Origin of the sequence: Psychromarinibacter sp. S121, from assembly GCF_049801035.1 — a bacterium.
GTDB lineage: Bacteria > Pseudomonadota > Alphaproteobacteria > Rhodobacterales > Rhodobacteraceae > Psychromarinibacter.
Genome location: NZ_JBNAGE010000002.1, coordinates 557,799 through 584,400 on the forward strand (window position 1 = coordinate 557,799; position 26,602 = coordinate 584,400).

27 protein-coding genes are annotated in these 26,602 nt (G+C 66.9%); 16 read left to right on the forward strand and 11 right to left on the reverse strand.

The window, feature by feature from the left end:
• Window positions 1-107: 107 nt before the first annotated feature.
• Window positions 108-929, forward strand: coding sequence for a transglutaminase family protein (locus ACP156_RS11045; protein WP_425051380.1), 822 nt, complete (start codon window positions 108-110; stop codon window positions 927-929).
• A 76-nt stretch (window positions 930-1,005) separates the two neighbouring features.
• Here ACP156_RS11045 and trpS read toward each other — a convergent pair whose 3' ends face one another.
• Entirely contained in the window at window positions 1,006-2,022 is a 1,017-nt protein-coding gene (trpS, locus tag ACP156_RS11050) for a tryptophan--tRNA ligase (protein WP_425051381.1), read from the reverse strand.
• A gap of 73 nt (window positions 2,023-2,095) precedes the next feature.
• Here trpS and ACP156_RS11055 point away from each other — a divergent pair, with 73 nt between their 5' ends.
• The gene (locus ACP156_RS11055) at window positions 2,096-2,788 is read left to right on the forward strand and encodes a rhomboid family intramembrane serine protease (protein WP_425051382.1); all 693 of its coding nucleotides are present in this window, start codon (window positions 2,096-2,098) and stop codon (window positions 2,786-2,788) included.
• 1 nt (window position 2,789) lies between these two features.
• Here ACP156_RS11055 and murJ read toward each other — a convergent pair whose 3' ends face one another.
• The 3 genes from murJ to ACP156_RS11070 all read right to left on the reverse strand — a co-directional run bounded on the left by murJ (window position 2,790) and on the right by ACP156_RS11070 (window position 8,394).
• Window positions 2,790-4,328, reverse strand: coding sequence for a murein biosynthesis integral membrane protein MurJ (murJ, locus tag ACP156_RS11060; RefSeq protein ID WP_425051383.1), 1,539 nt, complete (start codon window positions 4,326-4,328; stop codon window positions 2,790-2,792).
• Window positions 4,329-4,424: 96 nt separating this feature from the next.
• Entirely contained in the window at window positions 4,425-7,256 is a 2,832-nt protein-coding gene (locus ACP156_RS11065) for a [protein-PII] uridylyltransferase (RefSeq protein WP_425051384.1), read from the reverse strand.
• The gene (locus ACP156_RS11070; protein ID WP_425051385.1) at window positions 7,216-8,394 is read right to left on the reverse strand and encodes a penicillin-binding protein activator; all 1,179 of its coding nucleotides are present in this window, start codon (window positions 8,392-8,394) and stop codon (window positions 7,216-7,218) included. Before ACP156_RS11070 ends, ACP156_RS11065 begins: the two co-directional genes overlap by 41 nt.
• A gap of 95 nt (window positions 8,395-8,489) precedes the next feature.
• Between ACP156_RS11070 and rsmI the strand changes: the two genes are divergently transcribed.
• The 4 genes from rsmI (at window position 8,490) to ACP156_RS11090 (ending at window position 11,696) form a co-directional block, all read left to right on the forward strand.
• Window positions 8,490-9,350 (forward strand): 16S rRNA (cytidine(1402)-2'-O)-methyltransferase, encoded by an 861-nt coding sequence (rsmI, locus tag ACP156_RS11075; RefSeq protein ID WP_425051386.1) that lies wholly within the window; start codon window positions 8,490-8,492, stop codon window positions 9,348-9,350.
• Window positions 9,351-9,418: 68 nt separating this feature from the next.
• The gene (locus tag ACP156_RS11080; protein WP_425051387.1) at window positions 9,419-9,772 is read left to right on the forward strand and encodes a YraN family protein; all 354 of its coding nucleotides are present in this window, start codon (window positions 9,419-9,421) and stop codon (window positions 9,770-9,772) included.
• 65 nt (window positions 9,773-9,837) lie between these two features.
• Window positions 9,838-10,785, forward strand: a complete 948-nt coding sequence (gshB, locus tag ACP156_RS11085) for a glutathione synthase (protein ID WP_425051388.1) — start codon at window positions 9,838-9,840, stop codon at window positions 10,783-10,785.
• Window positions 10,782-11,696, forward strand: a complete 915-nt coding sequence (locus tag ACP156_RS11090) for an alpha/beta hydrolase fold domain-containing protein (protein ID WP_425051389.1) — start codon at window positions 10,782-10,784, stop codon at window positions 11,694-11,696. The genes gshB and ACP156_RS11090 overlap by 4 nt, the downstream gene beginning before the upstream one ends.
• On the opposite strand, the gene ACP156_RS11095 is transcribed toward ACP156_RS11090, so the two are convergent.
• From ACP156_RS11095 to cobU, 4 genes are all read right to left on the reverse strand, one after another.
• Window positions 11,656-13,176 carry a YifB family Mg chelatase-like AAA ATPase gene (locus ACP156_RS11095; protein WP_425051390.1) on the reverse strand — a complete coding sequence of 507 codons (1,521 nt, stop codon included), beginning with the start codon at window positions 13,174-13,176 and terminating at the stop codon, window positions 11,656-11,658. The genes ACP156_RS11090 and ACP156_RS11095 overlap by 41 nt on opposite strands.
• A gap of 66 nt (window positions 13,177-13,242) precedes the next feature.
• Complete coding sequence (locus ACP156_RS11100) at window positions 13,243-14,121, reverse strand: glutathione S-transferase N-terminal domain-containing protein (RefSeq protein WP_425051391.1); 879 nt, start codon at window positions 14,119-14,121, stop codon at window positions 13,243-13,245.
• Between the two features lie 60 nt (window positions 14,122-14,181).
• Complete coding sequence (locus ACP156_RS11105; RefSeq protein WP_425051392.1) at window positions 14,182-14,754, reverse strand: histidine phosphatase family protein; 573 nt, start codon at window positions 14,752-14,754, stop codon at window positions 14,182-14,184.
• The gene (gene cobU, locus ACP156_RS11110) at window positions 14,751-15,284 is read right to left on the reverse strand and encodes a bifunctional adenosylcobinamide kinase/adenosylcobinamide-phosphate guanylyltransferase (RefSeq protein WP_425051393.1); all 534 of its coding nucleotides are present in this window, start codon (window positions 15,282-15,284) and stop codon (window positions 14,751-14,753) included. The genes ACP156_RS11105 and cobU overlap by 4 nt, the downstream gene beginning before the upstream one ends.
• 105 nt (window positions 15,285-15,389) lie before the next feature.
• Here cobU and ACP156_RS11115 point away from each other — a divergent pair, with 105 nt between their 5' ends.
• The 10 genes from ACP156_RS11115 to ACP156_RS11160 all read left to right on the forward strand — a co-directional run bounded on the left by ACP156_RS11115 (window position 15,390) and on the right by ACP156_RS11160 (window position 24,885).
• Window positions 15,390-16,268: an RNA polymerase factor sigma-32 gene (locus tag ACP156_RS11115; RefSeq protein ID WP_425051394.1), complete on the forward strand. Its 879-nt coding sequence runs from the start codon at window positions 15,390-15,392 to the stop codon at window positions 16,266-16,268.
• Complete coding sequence (locus tag ACP156_RS11120; protein ID WP_425051395.1) at window positions 16,265-17,086, forward strand: ChaN family lipoprotein; 822 nt, start codon at window positions 16,265-16,267, stop codon at window positions 17,084-17,086. The genes ACP156_RS11115 and ACP156_RS11120 overlap by 4 nt, the downstream gene beginning before the upstream one ends.
• Before the next feature lie 92 nt (window positions 17,087-17,178).
• Window positions 17,179-18,378, forward strand: coding sequence for a bifunctional phosphopantothenoylcysteine decarboxylase/phosphopantothenate--cysteine ligase CoaBC (gene coaBC / locus ACP156_RS11125; protein WP_425051396.1), 1,200 nt, complete (start codon window positions 17,179-17,181; stop codon window positions 18,376-18,378).
• A gap of 66 nt (window positions 18,379-18,444) precedes the next feature.
• Window positions 18,445-18,915, forward strand: a complete 471-nt coding sequence (gene dut / locus ACP156_RS11130) for a dUTP diphosphatase (RefSeq protein WP_425051397.1) — start codon at window positions 18,445-18,447, stop codon at window positions 18,913-18,915.
• Window positions 18,915-19,964 carry a HesA/MoeB/ThiF family protein gene (locus ACP156_RS11135; protein WP_425051398.1) on the forward strand — a complete coding sequence of 350 codons (1,050 nt, stop codon included), beginning with the start codon at window positions 18,915-18,917 and terminating at the stop codon, window positions 19,962-19,964. Before dut ends, ACP156_RS11135 begins: the two co-directional genes overlap by 1 nt.
• Window positions 19,949-20,434, forward strand: a complete 486-nt coding sequence (locus ACP156_RS11140; protein ID WP_425051399.1) for a GNAT family N-acetyltransferase — start codon at window positions 19,949-19,951, stop codon at window positions 20,432-20,434. Before ACP156_RS11135 ends, ACP156_RS11140 begins: the two co-directional genes overlap by 16 nt.
• Window positions 20,435-20,507: 73 nt before the next feature.
• Complete coding sequence (locus ACP156_RS11145; protein WP_425051400.1) at window positions 20,508-21,308, forward strand: transporter substrate-binding domain-containing protein; 801 nt, start codon at window positions 20,508-20,510, stop codon at window positions 21,306-21,308.
• Between the two features lie 39 nt (window positions 21,309-21,347).
• The gene (locus ACP156_RS11150; protein WP_425051401.1) at window positions 21,348-22,145 is read left to right on the forward strand and encodes an amino acid ABC transporter permease; all 798 of its coding nucleotides are present in this window, start codon (window positions 21,348-21,350) and stop codon (window positions 22,143-22,145) included.
• 66 nt (window positions 22,146-22,211) lie between these two features.
• Window positions 22,212-24,242, forward strand: a complete 2,031-nt coding sequence (locus ACP156_RS11155; protein ID WP_425051402.1) for a M3 family metallopeptidase — start codon at window positions 22,212-22,214, stop codon at window positions 24,240-24,242.
• A 298-nt stretch (window positions 24,243-24,540) separates the two neighbouring features.
• Window positions 24,541-24,885: a hypothetical protein gene (locus tag ACP156_RS11160; protein WP_425051403.1), complete on the forward strand. Its 345-nt coding sequence runs from the start codon at window positions 24,541-24,543 to the stop codon at window positions 24,883-24,885.
• A 3-nt stretch (window positions 24,886-24,888) separates the two neighbouring features.
• Here the strand turns inward: ACP156_RS11160 and rnhA are convergent, their stop codons facing one another.
• From rnhA to ACP156_RS11175, 3 genes are read right to left on the reverse strand one after another with little or no spacing between them, the layout of a single operon-like run.
• Window positions 24,889-25,347 carry a ribonuclease HI gene (gene rnhA / locus ACP156_RS11165; protein WP_425051404.1) on the reverse strand — a complete coding sequence of 153 codons (459 nt, stop codon included), beginning with the start codon at window positions 25,345-25,347 and terminating at the stop codon, window positions 24,889-24,891.
• Between the two features lie 42 nt (window positions 25,348-25,389).
• Window positions 25,390-25,977 (reverse strand): class I SAM-dependent DNA methyltransferase, encoded by a 588-nt coding sequence (locus tag ACP156_RS11170; protein ID WP_425051405.1) that lies wholly within the window; start codon window positions 25,975-25,977, stop codon window positions 25,390-25,392.
• On the reverse strand, window positions 25,974-26,585 hold the full coding sequence (locus ACP156_RS11175) for a LysE family translocator (RefSeq protein ID WP_425051406.1): 612 nt from the start codon (window positions 26,583-26,585) through the stop codon (window positions 25,974-25,976). The genes ACP156_RS11170 and ACP156_RS11175 overlap by 4 nt, the downstream gene beginning before the upstream one ends.
• Between the last annotated feature and the right edge of the window lie 17 nt (window positions 26,586-26,602).

Genomic DNA, 26,602 nt, shown 5'->3' on the forward strand with positions numbered 1-26,602 from the left:
AGTTTTCATCCCGTGCCCCGGCGGGCGGCATGCTTTGCATGTCAAAGGCTTGACCGGACCCGGCTGGCCGGTTGCAATCGGGGCCACACTCAGGCGCAGGGGGTGAGATGCGCTTTTCGGTCCGCCACGCGACGGTCTACCGCTATTCCGAGCCGGTGCGCTTCGGCACGCACCGCCTGCGCCTGTCGCCGCGCGGGCAGAACGTCGCGCTGCACTACCAGGAAATCCACGTCGCCCCGGAACCGGCCACGCGGCGCGATGCGCTGGACCCGTTCGGCAATCCGGTAACCGAGCTGGAATTCGGTCACTCCGCCGACCTTCTGGCCTTCGAAAGCGCGTTTGAACTCGACACGATCGCGCCGCCGCCCGTCTCGCGCGCCGACCTGCCGCCGCTGCCATGGCCGCGCGGCACCGGCGAACCCGCTTACCTTCCAGCGGCCGCGGCCGATCCGGCGGTGACCGCCTTCGCCGAAGAGATCGTGCGCACCTCCGACTGGGAAGCGGCGGCGTTCCTCGAGCGACTGAACGAGACGTTGTTCTCCCGCACCGACCGGCACATCCGCCCCGACGGCGCGGCGCAGCCTGCGGCGGTCACCCTGCGCACCGCGCGGGGCGCGTGCCGGGACCTGACCGTCCTGTTCATGGAGGCCGCCCGCACACAGGGCATCCCGGCCCGTTTCGTCAGCGGCTATCAGGCCCACGCGGAAAGCGTCGACGGCCAGCGCCACCTGCACGCATGGCCCGAAGTCTTCCTGCCGGGCCACGGCTGGCAGGGCTATGACCCGACGCACGGGCTGCCGGTGACCGACGGCCATGTCGCGCTGTCCGCCGCGCCCGATCAGGCCGCGACCATGCCGGTCGAGGGCGGGTTCTACGGAACCGGTGTCACCTCGGAACTGGACTACGAGGTCGAGATCTACGCGGACTGAGCCAGTCCGCGCCGCCCCTTCTTTGGTCTGGAAATATCCCGGGGGAGCGCGCAGCGCGCGCGGGGGCAGAGCCCCCTCAGGCCCCGACCATCCCCACGATCTCGTAGGTCTTTTTCAGCACCGGCGCCGCGATTTCGCGGGCCTGCGCCGCGCCCTGCGCAAGGATGCGGTCGATCTCGGCGGGGTCTTCCATCAGGCGCGACATCTCGGTCGAGATCGGCGCCAGCTTGTCGACGGCCAGATCCGCCAGCGCCGGTTTGAAGGCCGAGAACTGGCTTCCGCCGTGGTCGGCCAGCACCGCGTCGGGGGTGGTCTCGGACAGGGCGGCGTAGATGTTCACCAGGTTCCGGGCCTCGGGACGCTCGTCCAGCCCGTCGACCTCGGACGGCAGCGCCTCGGGATCGGTGCGCGCCTTGCGGATCTTCTGGGCGATGGTGTCGGCGTCGTCGGTCAGGTTGATCCGGCTCATGTCGGAAGGGTCGGACTTCGACATCTTCTTGGACCCGTCGCGCAGGCTCATGACCCGCGTGGCGGCGCCCTCGATCACCGGCTCGGTTTCGGGGAAGAAGTCCACGCCGAAGTCGTTGTTGAACTTGATCGCGATATCGCGTGTCAGTTCCAGGTGCTGCTTCTGATCCTCGCCCACCGGCACGTGGGTGGCGTGATACACCAGAATGTCCGCCGCCATCAGCGCGGGATAGGCGAACAGCCCAAGCGAGGCGTTCTGCGAGTTCTTCCCGGCCTTGTCCTTCCACTGGGTCATCCGCTGCATCCAGCCCATGCGGGCGACGCAGTTGAAGATCCAGGCAAGCTGCGCGTGCTCGGCGACCTGGCTTTGGTTGAACAGGATCGATTTCGACGGGTCGATGCCCGCGGCGATGAACCCGGCGCACAATTCGCGGGTGGCGCGGGTCAGGGCGGCGGGGTCCTGCCAGACGGTGATCGCATGCAGGTCCACCATGCAGTAGACCGTCTCGAATTTCCCCTCGTCCTGCATCGTGACGAAGCGTTTCATCGCGCCCAGGTAGTTGCCCAGGGTCAGGCCGCCCGAAGGCTGGATGCCCGAAAAGACGCGGGGAGTGAACGCGGCCATGAGTGTCTCCGTCTGGATTTCTGCGCCGCACTCGCGTAACGCCAAGGGCAATGGCCGTCAAGGAAGCCCGAATATGAGCAGCACCGACCCTCACAGCGAAAGTCCGTTCAACGCGCTGCCGCCCGTCGTGGTGCTGCTGGCGCTTGCCATCGTCGGGGTCGAGGTTGTGCTGCAACTCGGCGAGCGCGGGCTTGTGGGCGGACCCGAGGCGGTGGGCTGGCGGCTTGCGCTGATCCAGCGGTTCTCGGTCGTACCGGAACTGTTTCGCGCGATGTGGACTCAAGGCACGTGGCCGCCCGAACATCTGCTGCGGCTGGTCGCGTATCCGTTCATCCACGCCAGCTTCGGTCACGCGATTTTCGTGATCGTCTTCATCCTTGCACTGGGCAAGATGGTGGCCGAGATCTTCGCGGCCTGGGCGGTGCTGGTGGTGTTCTTCGGGGCCTCGATCGTTTCGGGGCTGGTCTACAGCCTTGTGCTTCCGTCGCAGATGCCGCTGTTCGGCGGCTACCCGGCGGCATACGGATTGATCGGCGCCTTCACCTTCCTGCTGTGGACCCGGCTTGCCGCCAGCGGCGGGCCGCAGGCGCGGGCGTTCTTCCTGATCGGCTTCCTGATGGCGTTCCAGCTGCTGTTCGGTCTGCTGTTCGGCGGCGGGCTCGACTGGGTCGGCGACCTTGCCGGCTTCGCCACAGGGTTCCTGCTGTCCTTCGTGGTCAGCCCCGGCGGCTGGGCGCGGGTGATGGACCGTCTGCGCCAGCGCTAGGTCAGCGCCGCAGCGTCTTGCGGATATCCTTCAGCGGCAGACCGCCCAGCCAGTGCGCCAGCGCGAAATAGCTGACGATGCCAGCGGTCACGAGGATCGCCAGCCCGAGATAGCGCCACGAGCCGCCGCCCAGCATCGGGCTGAGAAGCAGGTTGCCGAACCACAGCACGACGCCCATCAGCAGCGCAGCGACGATGATCCGCCAGATGCGCCGCTTGAACCGGTCGTCCAGCATCGCCGCCTCGCCATAGCGGCGCGAGCCGAGCCATAGCTGAAGCACCATCGACCACCCCGCCAGCGTCGTGCCAAGCGCCGCCGCGATATAGCCCACGAAGGGCGCAAGCCCGATCGCGACCACCGCGTTCACCACCATCGATCCAAGCGCGTAATAGAACGGGGTGCGGGTGTTCTCGCGCGCGAAGTAAAGCGGTTGCAGCACTTTTTGCAGGACGAAGGCCGGCAGGCCCAGCCCGTAGACCGCGACCGCAAGCGCCGTCGCCGCGGTATCGTCCGCGCCGAACGCGCCGCGCTGGAACAGCACGCCGATCAGGGTCAGCGGGATTGCGACCAAAGCCACGGCGGCGGGGATCGTCAGCGCCAGGCTGATCTCGGCCGCACGGTTGAAAGCGTCGCGCCCGCCCGCGGTGTCGCCTGCGCCAAGGCGGCGGGACAGGTCCGGCAACAGCACCACGCCGATGGCGATGCCGACCACGCCCAGCGGCAGCTGGTACAGCCGGTCGGCATAGTTGAGCCACGCGACCGCGCCCTCGAAGAAGCTGGCGACCTGCCGCCCGATCAGCAGGTTCACCTGCACCACTCCGCCAGCCAGCGCGGCAGGGGCGGCGATGCGGGCCAGCCGCTTCAGTTCCGGCGTCAGACGGGGGCGGGTCGGCACCAGCCGATACCCGGCGCGCGCGGCGGCGGTCCAGACCAGCGCAAGCTGCGCGATGCCTGCAATCGGCACGGTCCACGCTAGCGTCAGTCCCACGGGCCACCCCAGCGCGTTCGCAAGCACCATGGCCGACACGAACAGCACGTTCAGCAGCACAGGTGCGGCGGCTGCGGCGGCAAAGCGGCCGGTCGCGTTCAGCACGCCCGACAGCAGCGCCGCCAGCGAGATGAACAGGATGTAGGGAAAGGCGATCCGCCCGAAGACCACCGCAAGGTCGAACCGCTCGTCCCCGCGAAAGCCGGATGCCATCGCCAGCACCAGCCACGGCATCGCCGCCTGTGCGATCAGCGAGAAGGCGATCAGCACCGTCGCCAGCCCCGAGAACGCGTCCTGCGCGAAGCCTTTCGGGTTCTGGTCTGTCTCGAGCTTTTTCGAGAACAGCGGCACGAATGCCATGTTGAACGCGCCTTCCGCGAAGAAGCGGCGGAACATGTTCGGCAGAGAGAAGGCGATCAGGAATGCCTCGGCCACCGGGCCAGAGCCAAGGTAGGCCGCAATCATGATGTCGCGGGCGAAGCCCAGAAGGCGGCTCGCCATGGTCCAGACCCCGACGGTGAAGAAGGCGGCCATGAGACGGATGGGTTTCATCTTGGATGGAAGTCCCGGCTGGGGCGAAATCTGCCCCGTGTTATCGCTGTGTCGGCGCAAGCCGGGCCAGCCCTTGCCGACCCAGCTTGCGCCCTGTCATGCTTCCTTGGCGCGGATCGCACCCTGTTCGATGGCTTCGCGCAGCTTGCGTTCCAGAGACCGCTGTCGGTTCTCGGAATACAGCTTCAGCCCGAACATGTCCTTCACATAGAAGCTGTCCACCACCTGTTCGCCATAAGTCGCGATCACCGCGCTGGAGATCTGGATGTTGTCGGCGGCCAGCGTGCGGGTCAGGTCGTACAGCAGGCCCGGACGGTCGCGCGTGTCGACCTCGATGATCGTGTAGATTTCAGAGCCTTCATTGTCGAACACGATCGAGGTGGGAACGCGGAACGCGGCCTCGCGCTTCTTCAGCTTGTCGCGCTGGCGCATCGCCTCGGTCGGTTTGATCTCGCCGCGCAGCGTCTTCTCGATCATCTGGCGCAGGCGCGGCAGACGGCTGGCTTCGTAGGGCGAGCCCTCGCTGTCCTGAATCCAGAACGCGGCGGTGACCCAGCCGTCCTTCGTGGTGAAGGTGCGCGCGTCCTTGATGTCGGCGCCGACCAGCGCCAGCGCGCCGCACAGACGCGAGAAGATGCCGGGGTGGTCGGCCAGCGTGAAGGTCACGCGGGTGGCGTCGCGATCCTCGTCCGGGGTCAGCTTCAGCCGCAACTCGTCGGCGCCAAGGCCGCGCAGCAGTTCGGCGAAATCGACATGGGCGGTGACGTGCAGTCCCTGCCAGTAGGGTTCGTAGTGGCGGTCGATCTCGGCCTTGATCTCTTTGTTTTCCCAGCCTTCCAGCGCCTCGCGCAGGTTGCGCTTCGCCTCGGTGCTGCGCTGGCCGCGGTTCAGCGCCTCCAGCCCGTCTTCCATCGCGCGGGCGGTCTGACGGTACAGCGCGCGCAGCAGCGCAGCCTTCCAGTTGTTCCACACGCCCGGCCCGACGCCACGTATGTCGCAGACGGTCAGCACGGTCAGCAGATCCAGCCGTTCCTTGGTCTGAACCGCCTTGGCGAAGTCGCGCACGGTGCGCGGGTCGGCGATGTCGCGTTTCTGCGCCATGTCCGACATCAGCAGGTGATAGCGCACCAGCCATTCGACGGTGACGCACTCGCCCGGCTTCAGCCCGAGCCGGGGCGCGATGGTCCGCGCCAGCTTGGCGCCTACGACCGAATGGTCCTCGTCGCGCCCCTTGCCGATGTCGTGGCACAACAGGGCCACGTACAGCACCCGGCGGTTCACGCCTTCCTTCAGGATCTTGCTGGCGATCGGCAGTTCCTCGACCAGTTCGCCGCGCTCGATCTGCGCGAGGGTCGAGATGCATTGGATGGTGTGCTCGTCCACCGTGTACGAGTGGTACATGTTGAACTGCATCATCGCGACGATGGGCGCGAATTCCGGGATGAAGGTGCCCAGCACCCCAAGCTCGTTCATCCGCCGCAGCGCGCGTTCCGGGTTGCCGTGCTTCAGCAGCAGGTCACGGAAGATGCGGGTGGCTTCCTTGTCCGACCGCATGTCGTCGTCGATCAGCTTGAGGTTCGCGGTGACAAGGCGCATCGCGTCCGGGTGGATCAGCAGGCCGGTGCGCAGACCCTCCTCGAAGATCCGCAGAAGGTTCAGCTTGTCGGACAGAAACGCGGTTTCGTCCGCGATGGCGAGGCGGTTGTTGACGATCTTGTAGCCGTCGCGGACCTTCCGACGCCGCTTGAACAGGCCGACGAGCTTGGGTTCCTTCTTGACGTGCCGTTCTTCCAGGGCGGTCAGGAAGATGCGGGTCAGTTCGCCCACCTCGGTCGCGTGGCGGAAGTAGTCCTGCATGAAGATCTCGACCGCGGGCCGGCCGGCGGCGTCGACATAGCCCATCGCCTCGGCCACCTCGACCTGCATGTCGAAGGTCAGCTGGTCCATCGCGCGGTTGGTGATCAGGTGCAGGTGGCACCGAACCGCCATCAGGAAATCCTCTGCCGCGAGAAACGCGTCGTATTCGTCCTGCCGGAACACCCCGAGTTCCACGAGGTCGGCGGCGGATTCCACGCCATGCACGTACTTGTCGATCCAGAACAGCGATTGCAGGTCCCGCAGGCCGCCCTTGCCCTCTTTCACGTTGGGCTCGACCATGTACCTCTGGCCGCCCTGCTTGCGGTGCCGCTTGGCGCGCTCGTCCAGCTTCGCCTCGATGAACTCGGTCGCGGTGCCTTTGAACAGGTCGTTCCATAGCCGGCGCTTCAGCTCTTTCTCAAGCGGGGCGAAGCCGTCGACGAACCGGTGTTCCAGCAGCGCGGTGCGGATCGTGTAGTCGTCCTTGGCCAGCCGGACGCAATCCTTCACGGTGCGGCTGGAATGGCCGACCTTCAGGTGCAGATCCCAGAAGATGTAGAGCATGGACTCGATCACGCTCTCCGCCCACGCGGTGATCTTGTAGGGCGTCAGGAACAGCAGGTCGACGTCCGAGAATGGCGCCATCTCTGCACGGCCATAGCCGCCGACGGCCAGCACCGCGATGCGCTCGGCGTCGGTGGGGTTCGACAGCGGGTGGATGTACTGCGTCGCGATGCGGAAGACCGCGGTGACGACGCCGTCGGTCAGGTGCGAATAGGCGTGGACCGTCGGCCAGGCGTTCAGCGGATCGGCGCGGAACGCGGCGGCGATGGCTTCGCGCCCGTCCTTCAGCGCCGCGCCAAGGATCGACACCGCGGCGGCGCGGATCGCCTTGTCGTCGGCCGCGTCGCGGCAGGCCTCTTCCAGCCGCGCCGTCACGGCGTCGGCGTCGAACACCTGCGCTGCGGGCAGGATCAGGTCGTCGGTCTGGTCGGCGGGGCCCGGAACGTGGTCCCGGGCCGGCGATCCGTCAGAGGCCGGCGCCAGCGAAGCTTCGGGGGGCGGGGTCAATGACGGTTACCTGCTTGTCGATGATCGTGGCGATGGCCAGACCGCGTTCGTTCGTGCCGTCGGGCCGGAACCGGAAGATCCCGTTCACGCCGACGAAGCCCGTGGGTTGCGTCAGCGCCGCGGCCGACAGCGATCCTGCGTTGCCCGCGCTGACCAGAGCGCCGATCGCGGCGATGCCGTCGAAGGCAAGCCCGGCGATCGGGTGCGGCGGCTCGCCATAGGCGGCCTCGTAGCGGGCTTCGAACTGGCGGGTCAGGCTGGGCGAGGGCAGGGCGAACCAGCCACCCTGCAGGCCGGGCAGGTCGGGGGCGCTGGGCGGGATGTCCCACCGCTGCAGGCCGATGAACTGCGTTTCGGTCGGGTCGATGCCGTTTTCGCTGACCAGCTGGGTCAGGATCGGCAGCGCGCCCGCCGTGCCGGAGGTGTAGAAGATCGCGTTCGCGCCCGAGGCTTTCGCGGTGTCGGTCACTTCGCTGACGGCCTGAACGACGCCGTTCTGCGACAACTCGAACGAGGTCTCGCCCGCCAGCGAACCGCCATACACGCCGATCGCGTTTGCGATGGCGTCGCGTCCCTGCCGTTCGGCGGTGTCGTTGCCGTAGGCGATCATGATGTTCGATTTGCCCTGACCGACGGCATACGAGGTCAGGCGGCTTGCGGTGTTTTCGAACGTATGGCCCAGCACGAAGACGTTTCCGCCCGCGATGCCGGTGTTGTTCGAGAAGCTCAGGACGTTCACGCCACGGCTGGCCACGGCGGCGCCCGCCGCGTTGGCAGAGGCGGCATAGACCGGGCCCAGCAGGATCTTTGCGCCGTCGCTGACGGCTTCGGCGGCGACGGTCGCGGCAGTCTGCGCGTCGCCGGCGGTGCGATAGACGCGCAGGTCGATCTCGACCCCCTGCAGTTCGGCCATGGCGAGACGGGCGGCGTTTTCAAGCGACTGCGCCAGCGCCTCGTCCCCGGCCTGTCCAGAGCCTGCGGGCACCAGAAGCGCAACCTGCACCGGGTCGCCCGCGTTCAGGCGCGGGCCGTTCGGGGACGGGGTCGGAAGGCTGTCACAGGCAGCAAGCCAGAGAGCAGAGGCGATAGCGAGAAGCCGCACCGCTTGGCGGCGGGTCCGGCGGAAAGTGGTCGTCATGGTCTGTCCTTGGCCTTTGTGCTGCGCTTGCAGGCCGGGTCAGACTATGCGCTACAACGAGGAGAGTAAACGTCTGCCAAACGCGAGGGAAATTCGTGACCGTAGAGATCAGGCAGCTTCCCGCCGGGCTGTATTTCGTCGCCACGCCGCTGGGTGCGGCCCGCGACATCACGCTCCGCGCGCTTGACGTTCTGGCGTCGGCCGACGTGCTGGCGGCGGAAGACACGCGCACGTTGAGACACCTGATGCAATTGCACGGGATCGCCGCCGGCGACCGCCCGATGATCGCGTATCACGACCATAACGGAGCCGAGGTCCGGCCGCGGCTGATTCGACTGATGCAGGAAGGAAAGTCAGTGGCTTACGCGTCCGAGGCGGGCACGCCGCTGGTGGCCGATCCGGGCTATCCCCTTGCGCGCGAGGCGGTGGCCGAGGGGATCAGGGTGGTGCCGGTGCCGGGCCCCTCGGCGGTCACGGCGGCGCTGACGGTGGCGGGGCTTCCCACCGACCGGTTCCTGTTCGCGGGCTTTCCGCCAGCGGCGGCCGGAGCGCGCAAAAGCTGGATGGCGGAGATCGCGAAGGTCCCGGCGACGCTGGTGATTTACGAGAGCCCGAAACGCATTAACCGAACATTATATGAACTGTGCGAGGTTGCGGGCGAGGAAAGGCAGGCGGCAGTCTGCCGGGAACTGACGAAGCGGTTCGAGGAAACTCTGCGCGGCACGCTTGGCGAACTTGCGGCCGCCACCGCGGAGCGCCCACCGAAGGGAGAGATCGTGCTGGTGGTGGACCGGGGCCGGGAAGAGGCCTCGGAACAGGACATGGAGACGGCGCTGCGGGCGGCGCTGGAAGACATGAGCGTGAAGGATGCGGCGGCAGCGGTGGCCGGTGCGCTGGGTCTGCCGAAGCGCGACGTCTATCAGGCGGCGCTGCGGCTGGATCGCGACGAGGACTGATATTCCCGGGCTGGTTTTCGGCCCGAAGGTTGGACAAGGCCAGTGTGGCCGGTTGCGGAGTGTGCGATATGGGCGGTCGGGTTTCCTATTACTCCGGTCTGGCAGCGGAAGAGATCGTCGCACGCGATTATCAGCGGCGCGGCTACGCCTTGCGCGAACAACGCTGGCGCGGACCGGGCGGTGAAATCGACCTGATCTTCGAAAAAGCGGGCGCGCTGGTTTTTGTCGAGGTCAAGAAGGCGCGGGACTTCGCGCTGGCGGCGGCGCGGATCACCCAGCGGCAGGTTGACCGCATCCTGACGTCGGCCAGTTGCTACCTTGGCCGGATGCCCATGGGCCAGGCCACAGAGATGCAGGTCGACGCCGCATTGGTGGACGGTCGCGGCGAGATCCAGATCCTGGAAAACGCGCTGGCCTTCTAGCGCCTTGCCGTTCCGGGGTGCCTGCGCCATGTAAGGGGCGATCCAACTTGCGCGGAGCCCCGGACATGTCCCTCAAAGTCGCCATCCAGATGGACCCGATCGGCCCGATCGACATCGACGCCGACAGCACCTTTCGTCTGGCGGAGGAAGCGCAGGCGCGCGGTCATTCGCTGTTCTACTACACGCCCGACCACCTGTCGTGGCGGGAAAGCAAGGTGACGGCGAACGGCTGGCCGCTGACCGTGAAGCGGGTGAAGGGCGACCATTTCGATCTGGGCGAGCGGCAGACCGTCGACCTTGGCGATTTCGATGTCGTCTGGCTGCGGCAGGACCCGCCGTTCGACATGGGCTACATCACCACGACGCACCTGCTGGAGCGGCTGATGCCCGGGACGCTGGTGGTGAACGATCCGTTCTGGGTCCGCAACTGTCCTGAGAAGCTGCTGGTGCTGCAGTTCCCCGAACTGATCCCGCCCACGCTGATCGCCCGCGACCTTGGTGCGATCCGCGCCTTCAAGGAAGAGCACGGCGACATCATCCTGAAGCCTCTGTACGGCAATGGCGGTGCGGGCGTATTCCGTCTGGACCCGAACGACCGCAACCTCAGCTCGCTGCACGAGCTGTTCACCGGCATGAGCCGCGAGCCGCTGATCGCGCAGAAATACCTTCCCGACGTCAGCGCGGGCGACAAGCGGGTGATCCTTGTCGATGGCGAACCGGTCGGCGCGATCAACCGCGTGCCGCAGCCGGGCGAGACCCGGTCGAACATGCACGTGGGCGGCCGCGCCGAGAAGGTGGAACTCACCGCCCGCGACCGCGAGATCTGCGCCGCCATCGGACCGCGGCTGAAGGAATATGGCCAGATCTTCGTGGGCATCGACGTGATCGGCGATTACCTGACCGAGATCAACGTGACCTCGCCCACCGGTCTGCAAGAGCTTGAGCGCTTCGACGGCACCAATGCCGCTGGCCTGATCTGGGATGCGATCGAGGCGAAACGCGCCGGAAAATGAGCTGGCAGCTTGCAGCGCTGCGGCGGTCCTTGCATTGGACCGCCTATCCGGTCATGGGCCGCGTGCGAAACTGGGGGCTGGCCCGCACCGCCTTCCGTCTGTCGGCGACGCTGGCGTTCCGCAGCGTGCGCGGCACCCGCTATGCTAAGGCCGAAGGCGCGCTGGCGCCGGGTCTGTTCGTCATGGGCCGGGACGATCCGAAGCCCGGCGTGATCCTGTACCTGCACGGCGGCGCCTACATCATCGGCAGCCCCGGCACCTATTGGGAACTGGCGGGTCGGTTGGCGCGCCAGACCGGGCACCGCCTGTATCTTCCGGACTATCCGCTTGCCCCGGAATCCCCCGCGCCGGCTGCCTTCCACGCCGCCGTCGCCTCGTGGGAGGCGTTGTTGGGCTACGGCTATCGCCCGCACGAGATCGTCATCGCCGGCGACAGCGCGGGCGGCGGGCTTGCGCTGGCGCTGCTGGCGCATGTGCTGGCCGAGGGGCAGCGACCGGCGGGGATCGTCGCCTTCTCACCCTGGACCGATCTGACCCTGTCCGGCGCGTCGCTGAAGGACAATGCCGCGACCGACGTGCTGTTGCCGGCCGCCCGCGTCCACGAGATCCGAGACCTTGTGGTCGGTGCGCTGGAGCCCGACGATCCGCGCGTTTCGCCGCTGTTCGCCCGCTTTCCGGGCTGCCCGCCGGCCTTCGTTTCGTGGTCGGAAACCGAGATCCTGCGCGACGACGCGGTGCGCATGGTCCGCGTGCTGCGCGAAAACGGCGCCTTCGTCGAGCAGGACGTGCAGGCGGATGCGCCGCACGTCTGGCAGCTGTTTCACGGGATGGTACCAGAGGCCAACGCCTCGCTTCACAAGGCGGCGCGGTTCATTGTTGCGGCACTGGCGCGTCGGCAAGCCGGAAGCTGACGGCTTCGGCCACATGGGCACGGCCCACCGCGTCGCTTCCTTCGAGGTCGGCGATGGTGCGCGCGACCCTGAGCACCCTGTGATAGCCTCGCGCTGTCAGTCCGAAGCGTTCCGCCACCTGTGACAGCAGCGCGCTGCCCGCGGCATCCGGCGTGGCACAGGACGTCAGCGACGCCCCTTCCGCATCGGCGTTGGACCGCGTGCCGGGAAAGTCCGCGTAGCGCGCCAATTGCCGCGCCCGCGCTTCGGCCACGCGCGCGGCGACGGTGGCGGAACTGTCGCCGCCTTCGGGCAGATCGAGGTCGGTGTAGCACACCGGCGGCACGTCGATCCGCAGATCGAACCGATCCATCAAAGGCCCCGAGATCCGGCCCATGTAATCCTCGCCGCAGTTGGGCGCCCGCCCGCAGGCGCGGTTCGGATCGCTGAGATAGCCGCATTTGCAGGGGTTCGCCGCCGCCACCAGCATGAAGCGGCAGGGATAGCGGACATGGGCGTTGGCGCGGGCGACGACGACCTCTCCGGTCTCGATCGGCTGGCGCAGGGTCTCCAGCACCTGTCGCGAGAACTCGGGGAATTCGTCCATGAACAGCACCCCATTGTGCGCCAGCGAGATCTCTCCGGGCTTCGCGCTGCGCCCGCCGCCGACGATGGCGGCCATCGACGCGGTGTGGTGCGGTTCGCGGAACGGGCGTGTGCGCGAGATGCCGCCCTCGTCCAGCAACCCGGTCAGCGAGTGGATCATCGAGGTCTCCAGCGCCTCGGCGGGGGACAGCGGGGGCAGGATGCCCGGCAACCGGGCGGCCAGCATCGACTTGCCGGAACCGGGCGTGCCGACCATCAGAACGTGATGCCGCCCGGCCGCCGCGATCTCAAGCGCACGCTTGGCGCGTTCCTGCCCCTTCACTTCGCGCAGGTCGCGGGTGCGGGCGGGGTCGGTGACCTCGCCCGGAGAGGCGGGGTCCAGCACCCGTTGGCCGGTGAAATGCGCGATGGTTTCGGCAAGCGATGCGGGCGCGATGACGGTGCAGGCGCCGACCCACGCGGCCTCGGCGCCGCAGCCCTGCGGGCAGATCAGGGTGCGGTCTTCCTCGGCGGCGGCCATCGCCGCGGGCAGGGCGCCGGTCACCGCGACAAGGCTTCCGTCAAGCGACAGTTCCCCCAGCGCGACGCAGTGCTCGACCGAATCCTTCGGCAGGATCTCCAGCGCGGCAAGCAGCGCCATCGCAATGGGCAGGTCGAAATGCGAGCCCTCCTTCGGCAGGTCGGCGGGCGACAGGTTCAGCGTGATCCGCTTGGACGGCAGCGCGATCGACATGGTGGCCAGCGCCGCGCGCACCCGCTCTTTCGCCTCGGACACCGCCTTGTCCGGCAGGCCGACGAGGGTGAAGCACGGCACGCCCGGAGCCACCGCGCATTGCACCTCGACCATGCGCGCCTCGAGCCCTTCGAACGCCACGGTATAGGCGCGCGCGACCATCCCTTGCCCTCCGTCAGACTGGAGTCACAGTGGTTAACGGGTACGGCAGGGATGGTTTAGGAAGTGTTAAGCCGTGGCTTCGAGCAACGCGGTGAACATCGGCCACGCCGCCGGATCGGCAACGGTCTTGTCACGGCAGAAGGCGTTGCAGAAGCCATAGACCTTGCCGCCGGTTTCAAGGAAATGGGTCACCGGATCGCCGGAATAGGGGCAGGTCTCGTTCACCGACGGTCCGCTGTCGACGGCGCGGGCGGGGATCGGCGCAGGGCCGGGCCAAGGGCCGGTGGGCAGGTCCAGCGCGTAAGGGACCGGCGAATACGATTTCGTCAGACCCATCGCGCGCCAGCGGCGGAAATCGGGCTGCGCAAGGTGGGCGTCGACGTAGGACTGCGCCTTGGCACCGATCGGCAGGCCATAGCCTGCGATGCGGGCCGCGACGGGGGCATAGAACACGTCAGCCAGTGAATAGTCCCCGAACAGCCACGGCGTATCGGAACCAGAGGCCTTGCGTGCCGTTGCCCAAAGCTCCTGCACACGGTCGATGTCTGCAAGCACGGCGTCGGACGCGGCGAACCCTTCGTAGCGGTACAGCAATTGCATCGCGCAATCGCCGCGCAAGGCGCCGAAGCCCGAGTGCATCTCGGCCACGATCCAGCGGGCAAGGCCCCGCAGCGCGGGGTCGGCGGGCCAGAGGCCGGCGTCGGGGTGGCGTTCGTGCAGGGTCTCGGCCATCGCCAACGTATCGCCGACAACCGTGCCTTCGGGCGTGCGCATCACCGGCACCAGCCGCGCCGGGGCAAGCGCTGCAAGGTCTTCCCGCATTGTGCCGTCGTACAGTCCGATCATGTGGGTACGGACAGGGATGCCGAAGCGGGCGAACATCAGCCAGCCACGGAGCGACCAGGACGAAAAACTCCGGTCGGCGATATAAAGATCATAGGTCATGCGCCGTACGCTAGCCGCAACGCCGCACCGCAGAGAAACGCTTTTTGAAGATGTTTTCGTTCACGGTTCGTGATTGATCTCGGACGCTCGCCAGCCGCCGTCCAGCGTCAGGCGCGTCACCGATAGCGGCGCGATGCGGATCGCCAGCGTTTCGTAGGCCGACAGCCGAAGCGCGCGCTGCACCTGCGTCAGGATCACACCCATATGCGCCACCACGATCACGTCGCCCCCGCGATGCGTGCGCGCCAGATTGTCGGCAGCGGCACAGACACGGGCCGACAGCGTATCCCAGCTTTCGCCGCCGGGGGCCGGAACGGTGCCGGGGCTTTCGTGGAACGCGCGCAACGCGGCGGCCTCCTCTGGCGGCATCGTGTCGGCGCGTTTCCCTTCCCAGTCGCCGAAATGCATCTCGCGCAGCGCCGGGTCGGCGGTCAGCCGGGGTCGGTCGCCACACAGTGCGTCGGCGGTGTCGCGGGCGCGGCTGAGGTCAGAGCTGATGACGGGCGCGTCAGGCAGGAAGGCGGACAGGCGCGCGATACGGTCGGTGTCGGACAGGTCGGCGGGCAGGTCCGTCCAGCCGATCATTCCCTTCGCGTGGGTCGGGCCATGGCGCACCCACCACAGCCGGGTCACGTCATGTACTCCGGCAGCGCGCCCTTAAGCACCAAAGGCAGCCCTGCCACGACCAGAACGACAAGGTCGGCATCCGCTGCAAGCCGCTGGTTCAGAAGCCCTTGCGCGTCCGAGAACCGGCGGGCCAGCGCATTTTCCGGGACAATTCCGCTTCCGACCTCGTTCGAGACCGTGACAAGCGTTCCGCCGAAGCTAGATAGGCTGGTCAGAAGGCGGTCCGTTTCGGCCCCAAGATCGCTTTCGCCGAGGAGGTGATTGGTCAGCCAGAGGCTGGCGCAATCGAACAGGACACGCGCGTCGGACGGGAGGGTTCCGAGCGTTTCGGAAATTTTTTTTGGCTCTTCAATTGTGCGCCAATCAGCCCCGCGGCGCGCCTTGTGGGTCGATATTCTGTCCGACATTTCAATGTCATAGGCTTGCGCGCTGGCCAGGTAGGTCCAGGGGGCCTGAAGCCCCGTGACCAGTCGCTCGGCAAGAAATGACTTACCGGACCGGGAACCTCCGAGGACGAGTGCGCGTTGGAAGGACATCTAAATGCGCCGATTGATCTGGGACCGGGGCCGATCCGTAACAGCATTGTCGGTAAAATATAAGTGCTCCGCGTTCGCGGACTGGCTTGGGGGCCGAAGACAGACATGCCACTCGATGGATTCAATGACCAAACCCTTCCGCGCCGCGCCATGCAGGCCGAGCTTTTGGACGCGGAAACCGAGTTGCGACTTGCCTACGCCTGGCGCGACGAGCGGGACGAAGCGTCACTTCACAGGCTGATCAACGCATACATGCGGCTGGCGATTTCGATGGCTGCGAAGTTCAAACGCTACGGTGCTCCGATGGGCGACCTGATCCAGGAAGCCAGCCTTGGCCTTATGAAAGCCGCCGACAAATTCGACCCCGACCGCGGCGTGCGCTTTTCGACCTACGCGGTCTGGTGGATCAAGGCCTCGATCCAGGACTACGTGATGCGCAACTGGTCGATGGTCCGCACCGGTTCGACCTCTTCCCAGAAATCTCTGTTCTTCAACATGCGCCGGGTTCAGGCCCGTCTGGAACGCGAGGCCGCATCCGAAGGCAAGACGCTGGAACGCCACAAGATGCGCGAACTGATCGCGACAGAGGTCGGCGTGCCGTTGCATGACGTCGAACTGATGGAAGGCCGCCTGTCCGGTTCCGACTTCTCGCTGAACGCGACCCAGTCCGTCGAGGACGAGGGCCGCGAGTGGATCGACACGTTGGAAGACAACAGCGCGCAGGCCTCCGAGACCGTCGAACACCACAAGGACAACGACGTGCTGCGGGTTTGGCTGGTGACGGCGCTGGGCGGCCTGAACGACCGCGAGCGGTTCATCGTGAAGGAACGCAAGCTGCGGGAAGATCCGCGCACGCTGGAAAGCCTTGGCAACGAGCTGGGCCTGTCGAAAGAGCGGGTGCGTCAGCTGGAAGCGGCGGCGTTCGGCAAGATGCGCAAAAGCCTTGAGTCCCAGTCGCGGGAAGTGCTTCACTTCTTCGCATGAAGAGCTTCGGAATTACCGTCACGGCCGCCGTTCTCTCGGCGGCCGTTTCTTTTGCGGGGCCGGCGCTGGCGGCAGAGGTCACGGCGGCCGATCTGACAGACCTGGCCAGGGCCGATATCGTCGTGTTGGGCGAGGTTCACGACAATCCGCAGCATCACCTGAATCAGGCCGCTGTCGTCGGGACGGGGTACGCGGCCGTCGTGTTCGAGATGTTGACGCCCGAGCAGGCGGCAGGGTGGGACCCCGCCCTTGCCGGCGACGCAGAGGCGCTTGGCGCGGCGTTGCAGTGGTCCGAGGGCTGGCCCGACTTCGCGGTCTATCATCCGATCTTCGAAGCCGCCGGCGATGCGGCGATCTACGGCGCCGCGCTGCCACGGGAAGAAGTGCGCCGGTCGATCAGCGAAGGCGCGGCGTCGGTGTTCGGCGCGGGCGCCGGGGACTACGGGCTGGACCTGCCCTTGCCGGGCGACGAGGCCGCGGTGCGTGAGGCGGACCTTGCCGACGCCCATTGCGGTGCGCTGCCGGAAGAGATGCTGCCGGGGATGCTGGAAGCGCAGCGGCTACGCGACGCGGCCTTCGCCAAGACCGCGCTGATGGCGTTAAAGCAGACCGGTGGGCCCGTGGCGGTGATTACCGGCAACGGGCACGCCCGCCGCGACTGGGGGCTGCCCCGCGCGCTGGCCAGCGCCGCGCCCGATGTCACCGTGCTGACGCTCGGCCAGTTCGAGGACGACGCGCCCGACGTGCCGCCCTTCGATCTGTGGCTGGTGACCGAGGCCGCCGAGCGGGAAGATCCCTGCGCCGCGTTCAACCAGTGACGATCCGGGCGATGGGCCCCGCGCTTGAGTTCGCGGAAGGCTCGGCGTAGACCTGACGCCGGGCCTTTTCTGACCAGAAAGCCGAGGCATACATGCTCGCTGGCAAGCGGATTCTCCTGATCATCGGCGGCGGCATCGCGGCCTTCAAGGCGCTGGACCTGATCCGCCGGCTGCGCGAACGCGGGGCTACCGTGACGCCGGTGCTCACCAAGGCGGGCGAGGAATTCGTGACGCCGCTGTCCACATCGGCACTGGCGGCGCGGAAGGTTTACCGCGACCTGTTCGACCTGACCGACGAGGCCGAGATGGGCCACATCGAACTGTCGCGCGACGCCGATCTGCTGGTCGTAGCGCCCGCAACTGCCGATCTGATGGCGAAGATGGCGGGCGGGCACGCAAACGATCTTGCCTCGACCCTTCTGTTGGCCACCGACAAACGTGTGCTGATCGCGCCTGCGATGAACGTGCGCATGTGGGACCACCCCGCGACCCAGCGCAATCTTGCGACGCTGCGGGACGACGGCGTTTTGGTTTGCGGCCCGAACGAGGGAGACATGGCCTGCGGCGAGCATGGGCCCGGGCGCATGTCAGAGCCTTTGGAGATCGTCGCGGCCATCGAGGGCGCGCTGGCGGACGGGCCGTTGAAGGGGAAGCACGTCGTGCTGACATCCGGTCCGACGCACGAACCGATCGACCCTGTGCGCTATATCGCGAACCGCTCGTCGGGCGCGCAGGGTACCGCGCTGGCGCGGTCGCTGGCGGCGCTGGGGGCAGAGGTGACCTTTGTCACCGGACCGGCCACCGTGCCGCCGCCCGAGGGGGTGAAGGTGGTCAGGGTTCAGACCGCCCGCGAGATGCTGGCCGCCGTCGAGGCCGCACTGCCGGCCGACGCCGCCGTTTTCGCCGCCGCCGTGGCCGACTGGCGGATGGCCGAGGATCACGGCCAGAAGATCAAGAAGGACGGCAGCGGCAAGCCGCCCGTCCTGTCCTTTGCCGAGAACCCCGATATCCTTGCCACCGTGTCGCAGCTGAAAACCGGCCGCCCCGCGCTGGTGGTGGGCTTCGCCGCCGAGACCGAGAACGTCGAGGCGCATGCGACCGCGAAACGCGACCGCAAGGGCTGCGACTGGATCGTGGCGAATGACGTGTCGCCCGAGACCGGGATCATGGGCGGTGACGAGAATGCGGTGGTTCTGATCACCGACAAGGGCGCGGACCGCTGGCCGCGAATGCGGAAGTCGCTGGTCGCGAACCGGCTGGCCGAGCTGATCGCAGAGGCGTTGGCGCCGTGAGTTTTCCGCCTTGGGCGGGGATGTTTCCGGTCAGAAGAAGCATATGGATGCACGAGAGGGAATGACGTGAGCGGACCGATCTTGCGCGTGGTGCGCGACGACTGGGCGGATGCGGATGTGCCGCTGCCCTCCTACGAGACGGCGGGCGCGGCGGGGGCCGATGTGCGGGCGAACCTGAAGCCCGAGGACCGGGACAGCGGCTTGGTGCTGGACCCCGGCGCGCGGGCGCTGGTGCCCACGGGGCTGCGGCTGGAGATCCCCGAGGGGTTCGAGGTGCAGATCCGGGCGCGGTCGGGTCTGGCGTACAAGAACGGCATCGGCCTGCCCAACGCGCCGGGGACGATTGACGCCGACTATCGCGGCCCTCTGGGCGTGCTGCTGGTCAATTGGGGCGCCGAGCCGTTCACCGTCGTGCATGGCGAGCGGATCGCGCAGATGATCGTCGCGCCGGTGGTGCAGGCGCGGTTCGACCTTGTCGAGGCGCTGGGCGAGACCTCGCGCGGTGCGGGCGGCTTCGGGTCGACGGGCCGCGGCTGATGGTCTGGTTCCTCGTTCTCGCGGCGGGGCTCTGGTTTCTCGGCAGCCGGCTGGGCGCGCCGCGCAATGCGCGGTGGCTGATGATCGCGCTGCTGTACGTGCTGATCCTCGCGCTGCTGGTGGTGACGCCTCGGGGCGGCGGTTTCGCGCAGGCGATGGGGGGCAGCGTCGGCGAATGGCTGGTGCTGGGCGCCCTGGCCGTCGCTGTGTGGGCCTATTCGCTGGTGCTGGGGCGGTTGAAGCGGCGCGCCGTGGCGGGCGAGGCCGAGGTGGCGCAGGCCGCGCCAACGGGCAGCACCTTCGCACCGGGCGAGATCGACCGCTACGCCCGCCACATCATCCTGCGCGAGATCGGCGGACCGGGACAGGCGGCGCTGAAGAAGGCGAGCGTTCTGGTCGTCGGGGCCGGGGGGCTGGGGTCTCCGGCACTGCTGTATCTTGCCGCCGCCGGTGTGGGCCGGATCGGGGTGATCGACGAGGACGTGGTCGAGGTGACCAACCTGCAACGGCAGGTGATCCACGCTGACGGGCGGATCGGGCAGCCCAAGGTGTTCTCGGCCGAAGCGGCGATGAAGGCGGTGAACCCCTATGTCGACGTGCGGCCCTACAACCGCCGCCTGACGCCCGAGATCGCGCGCGAACTGGTGGCCGAGTACGACATCGTTCTGGACGGCACGGACAATTTCGACACGCGCTATGCGGTCAACGCGGCCTGCGTCGCGGAGGGCGTGCCTTTGGTCTCGGGCGCGCTGACCCAGTGGGAGGGGCAACTGAGCGTGTTTCACCCGGCCTCGGGCGCTCCCTGTTATCGCTGCGTCTTCCCCGAGGCCCCGGCGGCGGGCCTTGCGCCGTCCTGCGCCGAGGCCGGAGTGCTGGGGCCCTTGCCGGGCGTCGTGGGGTCGATGATGGCGGTCGAGGCGATCAAGCACATCACCGGGGCCGGGCAGGGGCTGACGGGCTCGATGATGATCTACGACGCGCTGTGGGGCGAGACCCGCACCATCGGCGTGAAGCGACGCGAAGGATGCGAGACATGCGGAACGGTCTGAACCTGCGTTGGGCCGAAGCGGAAGAGGCCGAACCGCTGGCGCTGATGTGGCGGACCGCCTGGCGCGACGGGCATCTGGGGCACGTGCCCGAGGAACTGGTGGAACAGCGGTCGCCCGGCCTGTTCCTGAAGCGCACGCATGACAGCCTTTCCCGGATGAAGGTGGCGGGGCCGCTGGGCCGCCCGCTGGGCCTGTGCATCGTCGACCGCGATCAGCTTTACCAACTGTTCGTCGCGTCCGAAGCGCGTGGCACCGGGCTGGCCGCGCTTCTGTTGCAGGATGCCGAGACGCAGATGCGGGAAGACGGCGTAGAGCGCGCGTGGTTGAAATGCGCCGTTGGCAACGAACGCGCGGCTGCGTTTTACCGCCGCAACGGCTGGCGGCTGGATCGCACTTCGGAAACACGGTTCGGGCAAGAAGTCGGGGACGGCGTGCCGGTGCAGACGTGGGTCTTCGTGAAGGACCTGTAGCGCCTTGCAAGCAGGGCCGTTGCCGCCATAGGCTTCGGTTCAGACATATTGTCTTGTCAGGAGATTTCCCGAGATGAACCGCCGTCAGATTATTGCCGCCGCGCTTGCCGCAGGCGCCGTCATCACCACTTCCGCCCATGCGGAAAGCCATATGCCCGACCTTGAAGGCCGCACCGTCGTGATCGCGACCGAGAACGCCTATCCCCCGCTGCAATTCGTCGATCCTGCCAGCGGCGATCCCATCGGCTGGGAATACGACGCGATGGCCGAGATCGCCGAGCGGCTGAACATCACTATCGAATACGAGACGATCAGCTGGGACGCGATGATCCCCGCCGTGGCCGAGGGCCAGTTCGACCTTGGCATGACCGGCATCACGATCCGCGAGGATCGGGCCGAGGTCGTCGATTTCTCGGATGCCTACATGCGGTCCGAAATGGTCATGCTGGTCCGCGGCGACGAGGAGCGTTTCGCGGACGCCGCCAGCTTCGCGGCCGACAGCGACCTTCTGGTCGCGGCGCAGCCCGGCACGACGCCGTTCTACGTGGCGGTCTACGACGTGCTGGACGGCGACGAGGCGAACCCCCGCGTCAAGCTGTTCGAGACCTTCGGCGCAGGCGTGCAGGCGCTGCGCACCGGCGACGTCGACCTTGTGCTGACCGACGGCACCGCCGGCGAGGGCTATGTCAGCGCCTCGGACGGCGCGCTGAAGATCGTGGGCGAGAAGCTGGGCACCGAGGATTTCGGGTTCATCTTCCCCAAGGGCTCGGACCTTGTCGAACCGATGAACGCGGCGATTGCGGCGATGAAGGAAGACGGCACGATCGATGCGCTGAACAAGAAGTGGTTCCTTGATTACAAGATCGGCGGCTAAGACCTCGCGCGCGGTGCAATCCATGCCGGTGTGCCGCGCGTGACACCCTCTCCGAAGAACGACGAGGATTTTCCGTGGTGGCTGGTCGTCGCCGGGGTCATTGCCGCTTGGATGATCTATGAGGTCGTGACGGACGACCTTTACACGCAGATCCTGACGACCCTGTCAAAAGGCATCGGCATCACGATTTTCGTGACGCTCGTCGGCTTCTTCTCGGCCTGTGTCATCGGGCTTTTGCTTGCCTCCGCCTGCCTGTCGCGCTTTCTCGTGCTGCGGCAGGCGGCGCGGTTCTACATCGAAATCGTGCGCGGCATCCCGATCATCGTTCTGTTGCTGTACGTGGCCTTCGTCATTGCGCCCGCACTGGTCGCGGCCTGGAACTGGGCGGCGACCGGGCTGGGGTTCGAGCCGATCCGCACCCGTGACTTCCCGCTGTTGTGGCGCGCGATCCTTGCGCTGACGATTGGCTATTCGGCCTTTATCGCCGAGGTTTTCCGCGCCGGTCTGCAATCGGTCGACGAGGGCCAGATCGAAGCCGCCGAGGCGCTGGGCCTGTCGGGGTGGCAACGGTTCCGCCACATCGTATTTCCGCAAGCGTTCCGCATGATCCTGCCGCCTCTGGGCAACGACTTTGTCGCGATGGTGAAGGACAGTTCATTGGTGTCGGTGCTGGGAGTGACGGACATCACCCAGCTGGGCAAGGTGACGGCGGCAGGCAACTTTCGTTATTTCGAGACCTACAACGTCGTGGCGCTGATTTACCTGATGATGACCATCACGCTGTCGCTGGCGCTTCGGCGGCTGGAACGGCGGTTGCGGGCCCGGCGGACGGAATAGGGCGTTTCCCACTGGCAGGTCCGCCGAAGGGTTCCTAGGTTCAACACAACACCAAAGGAGTCCCCCATGACGAACCCGCTTCTCGAAGACTGGACCACGCCCTTCGACATGCCGCCCTACGACCGGATCACGGACGACGACTATGCCGAGGCGTTCGAAGCTGCGATGGCCGAGGCGCGGGCGAACATCGCCGCGATTGCCGACGATCAAGAGGCGCCGACCTTCGCGAACACGATCGAGGCTCTGGAGCGCGCGGACGAAACGCTAAGCAAGGTGCTGTCCGCCTTTTATGCCATCGCCGGCGCCGACAGTAACGACAAGCGCGAGGCGTTGCAGCGCGAGTTCTCGCCCAAGCTGGCGGCCTACGGCTCTGAGATCACGATGAACAAGGCGCTGTATGACCGGATCGCGGCGCTGTGGGAGCAGAAAGACAAGCTGGACCTGACCGACGAGCAGAAGCGCGTGCTGTACCTGACGCATCGCGGCTTCGTCCGGGCCGGCGCCCAGCTGGACGGCGTGGAACGCGACCGGCTGAAAGAGGTCAAGCAGCGGCTGGCCGTGCTGGGCACCGAGTTCACGCAAAACCTGCTGGCCGACGAGCGGTCGTGGTTCATGGAACTGACCGAAGACGACCTTGAGGGTCTGCCGGGCTTCGTTGTCGACACCGCCCGCGCCGCTGGCGAAGAAAAGGGGGCGAACGGTCCGGTGGTGACCCTGTCGCGGTCGCTGATCGTGCCGTTCCTGCAATTCTCGCCGCGCCGCGAGTTGCGCGAGCGGGCGCATCGCGCGTGGACCTCGCGCGGGATGAACGGCGGCAAGACCGACAACCGCGAGATCGCGGGCGAAATCCTGAAGCTGCGCGAGGAACGGGCCAAGCTTCTGGGGTACGAGAACTTCGCCGCCTACAAGCTGGAAACCGAGATGGCCAAGTCGCCGGAAGCGGTGCGCGACCTGCTGTTGCAGGTCTGGAAACCCGCCAAGGCCGCGGCAGAGGCCGACGCCGCCGTGCTGACGGACATGCTGCACGAGGATGGCATCAACGGCGATCTCGAGGCGTGGGACTGGCGTTACTACTCGGAAAAGCGGCGCAAGATCGAGCATGACCTCGACGAGGCCGAACTGAAGCCGTACCTGCAGCTTGACCGGATGATCGAGGCGGCGTTCACCTGCGCCAACCGCCTGTTCGGGCTGGAATTCCGCCCGCTTGACGTGCCCGGCTATCACCCGGATGTGCGCACCTACGAGGTGCTGCGCAACGGCAAGCATCTGGCCGTCTTCATTGGCGATTACTTCGCACGCGGCTCCAAGCGGTCGGGTGCATGGTGTTCCGCGATGCGGTCGCAGCAGAAGCTGGCGGGCGACATCCGTCCGGTGGTGATCAACGTCTGCAACTTCGCCAAGCCCGAGAAGGGCAAGCCCGCGCTGCTGTCCTATGACGACGCGCGCACGCTGTTCCACGAATTCGGCCATGCGCTGCACCAGATGCTGTCGGACGTGACCTATGAATCGATCTCGGGCACGTCGGTCGCGCGGGACTTCGTCGAACTGCCAAGCCAGTTGTACGAGCACTGGCTGGAAGTCCCCGAGGTGCTGGGCGAGTTCGCCACCCATGCCGAGACGGGCGAGCCGATGCCGAAGGACCTGCTGGACCGTCTGCTTGCCGCGACGACCTACGACGCCGGGCATTCCACCGTCGAATATGTCGCCTCGGCCCTGGTGGATCTGGAATTCCACGACGGCAACGCCCCCGCCGACGCGATGGCGCGGCAGCAAGAGGTGCTGGACGAACTGGGGATGCCCAAGGCCATCGGTATGCGCCATGCCACGCCGCACTTCGCCCACGTGTTCGCGGGCGACGGCTATTCCTGCGGCTACTACAGCTACATGTGGTCCGAGGTGATGGACGCCGACGCCTTCGAGGCGTTCAAGGAAAACGGCGGCGCCTTCGACCCGGCCATGGCGGAGAAGCTGGAGCAGAACATCCTGTCCGCGGGCGGCAGCGAAGAGGCGGATGTGCTTTATACCCGCTTCCGCGGCAAGATGCCGGGGGTCGAGGCCCTGTTGAAAGGTCGCGGCCTTCTGGACGACGCCGCCTGATTGAATGCGCGTGTCGGCGGGCCCCCCCGCCGGCACGGTCGCATCATGACATTGGCGGAATGGGCGGTCTTCAGGGTGGGACCGCTGCGGTTCTGAGCTACGGTCCGGTCAAACGACGCGGGGGTCAGGATGCGCACTCTGCTTGGAGATCCAGCACCTATGCCCGAAAAGGCGACTTCTGGCGGCCCGTCTCGCCCCATCGGACATCTTTGGACCAGGGTTCCGCCCCGTCACGGAACCGACCGTTAACGCTCACAGTTCTACTGTCAGTACGTTGGTTCATCGCAGAGGGAGCGACATGGCCGATCAAGCTGACATCTGGAATTTAGAGCGTGCGTTCTGGCTGGACTCGCCCGAGTTCTGCCGATCGCACATGGCGCAGGACGCACAGATCGAATTCCTGCCGCCTGTGGGCCGCATCGCCGCGGAAGAACTGCAAGCGCGCCTTGCGGCAGAGCCGCGGCTGGCCCTTGTAGAGTTCGACGAAGCAGAAAGCTCGGACGACGGTTGCGAGGCGGTGCTGTCCTACCGCGCGGCAGGCTGGGGGTCGGAACTGCGCCCCGTCGTCGCCCGCTGCACCAGCCGCTACCGGCGCGAGTCCGGGGCGTGGCGCATGGTCGGACACCACAGGGTGCCGCAGTAAGCCCTACTTCTTGGGCTTGAACGGCTCCATCCCGGCGCGCGCCAGTTCATCCGCGCGCTCGTTCTCTTCGTGGCCCGCGTGGCCCTTGATCCACTTCCACGTCACGTTGTGCCGCTTCTGTGCCTCGTCCAGCCGCTGCCACAACTCGACGTTCTTCACCGGCTTCTTCGCGGCGGTCTTCCAGCCGTTCCGCTTCCACCCGTGGATCCAGCCGGTCACCCCGTTCTTCACATAGGCGCTGTCGGTCACCACGGTGATTTCGCTGGACCGGCCCAAAGCCTCCAGCGCGCTGATCGCGGCCATCAGTTCCATACGGTTGTTCGTGGTCTCGGCCTCGCCGCCCTTCAGGGTGCGTTCCTTCAGAACCGTGTCGCCATCCTTGGCAAGCAGCAGAACGCCCCAGCCGCCGGGGCCGGGATTACCGGAGCAGGCTCCGTCGGTATAGGCATAGAGATCAGGCATGCGCGCCGCTTACCAACCGCGCCGGGGGGCGACAAGCGGCATTCAGACCCGCGACAGCAGGAAGAGCCAGGGCTGGGTCTGCCCTGCCAGACCGGGCGATGTTCCGGACAATGCATCGACCGGCACGAACCCCGACTGCGCCAGAAGATCGCGCAGGTTTTCCTCGTCGTAATAGGCATAGAAGCGGCCCAGCCGATCGGGTCCCTCGCCGTCGCCGGTCTTCATCGCCATGCCAAACACCGCGCCATCGCGGCTGGCGGCGCGCAGGTCGGCTAGGTGGCGGGGCAGGTCGGCGCGCGGCGCATGCAGCAGCGAGAAGCTGGCCCAGATGCCATCGAACAGGCCGAAGTCTGGAATGTCATCGAACATCGCGTGGCGGGCGGTGACACCCTCGCGCGCCTCTGCCATCGCGATCATCTCGGCAGAGCCGTCGACGGCCAGCACCTCGTGCCCGGCAGCCGCGATGCGTTCTGCCTCGTGCCCCGGTCCGCAGCCAAGGTCCAGCACGCGCCCGCCGGGGCGCAGCGCCTTCAGGAACAGGTCCAGACCGGGAAAGTCGGCGGCTGTCGCCATCTCGCGATATTCATCGGCCATCCGGTCATAGACGGTAAGCGTCGGGTTGCCGGTCATGCGCGCTCCATCGCGAGGCGGCCCGCCAGCAGCACGAAGATCGCCGCGAAAGACCGGTTCAGCCAGCGCATCGCGCGGGCGCTGGACAGCAGCCACGCGCGGGCCTGCGCCGCGAACAGGCCGTAAACGGTGAAAATCGCAAAGGTCAGCGCCATGAAGACTGCGCCCAGCTCCACCATCTCGACCGTCGCCGTGGCCGGATTGCCGGACAGGAACGGTGGCAGCAGGGCAAGAAAGAAGATCGACAGCTTCGGGTTCAGCACGTTCAGCAGCACCCCGCGCCACGCGACCCGCAGGCCGGGCTCGCGGCGCTTGTCTTCCTGCACCGCAAGCGCGCCGCCAGACCGCAGGGCCTGCCACGCGAGCCACAGCAGATAGGCCACGCCCGCGACTTTCACGACGGTAAACAGCACCGCCGAGGCATGCAGCACCGCCGCCAGCCCAAGTGTCGCCGCCGCAAGGTGCGGCGCGATGCCGAATGTGCAGCCAAGCGCCGCCCAGATCGACGGCCAGCGTCCCTGACCCAGCCCGATGGCCAGCGTGTAGATTACACCGGTGCCCGGGATCAGGCAGACGACGATGGCGGTCAGCAGGAATTCGGCGGTCATGTCGGGGTCTCCGTGAT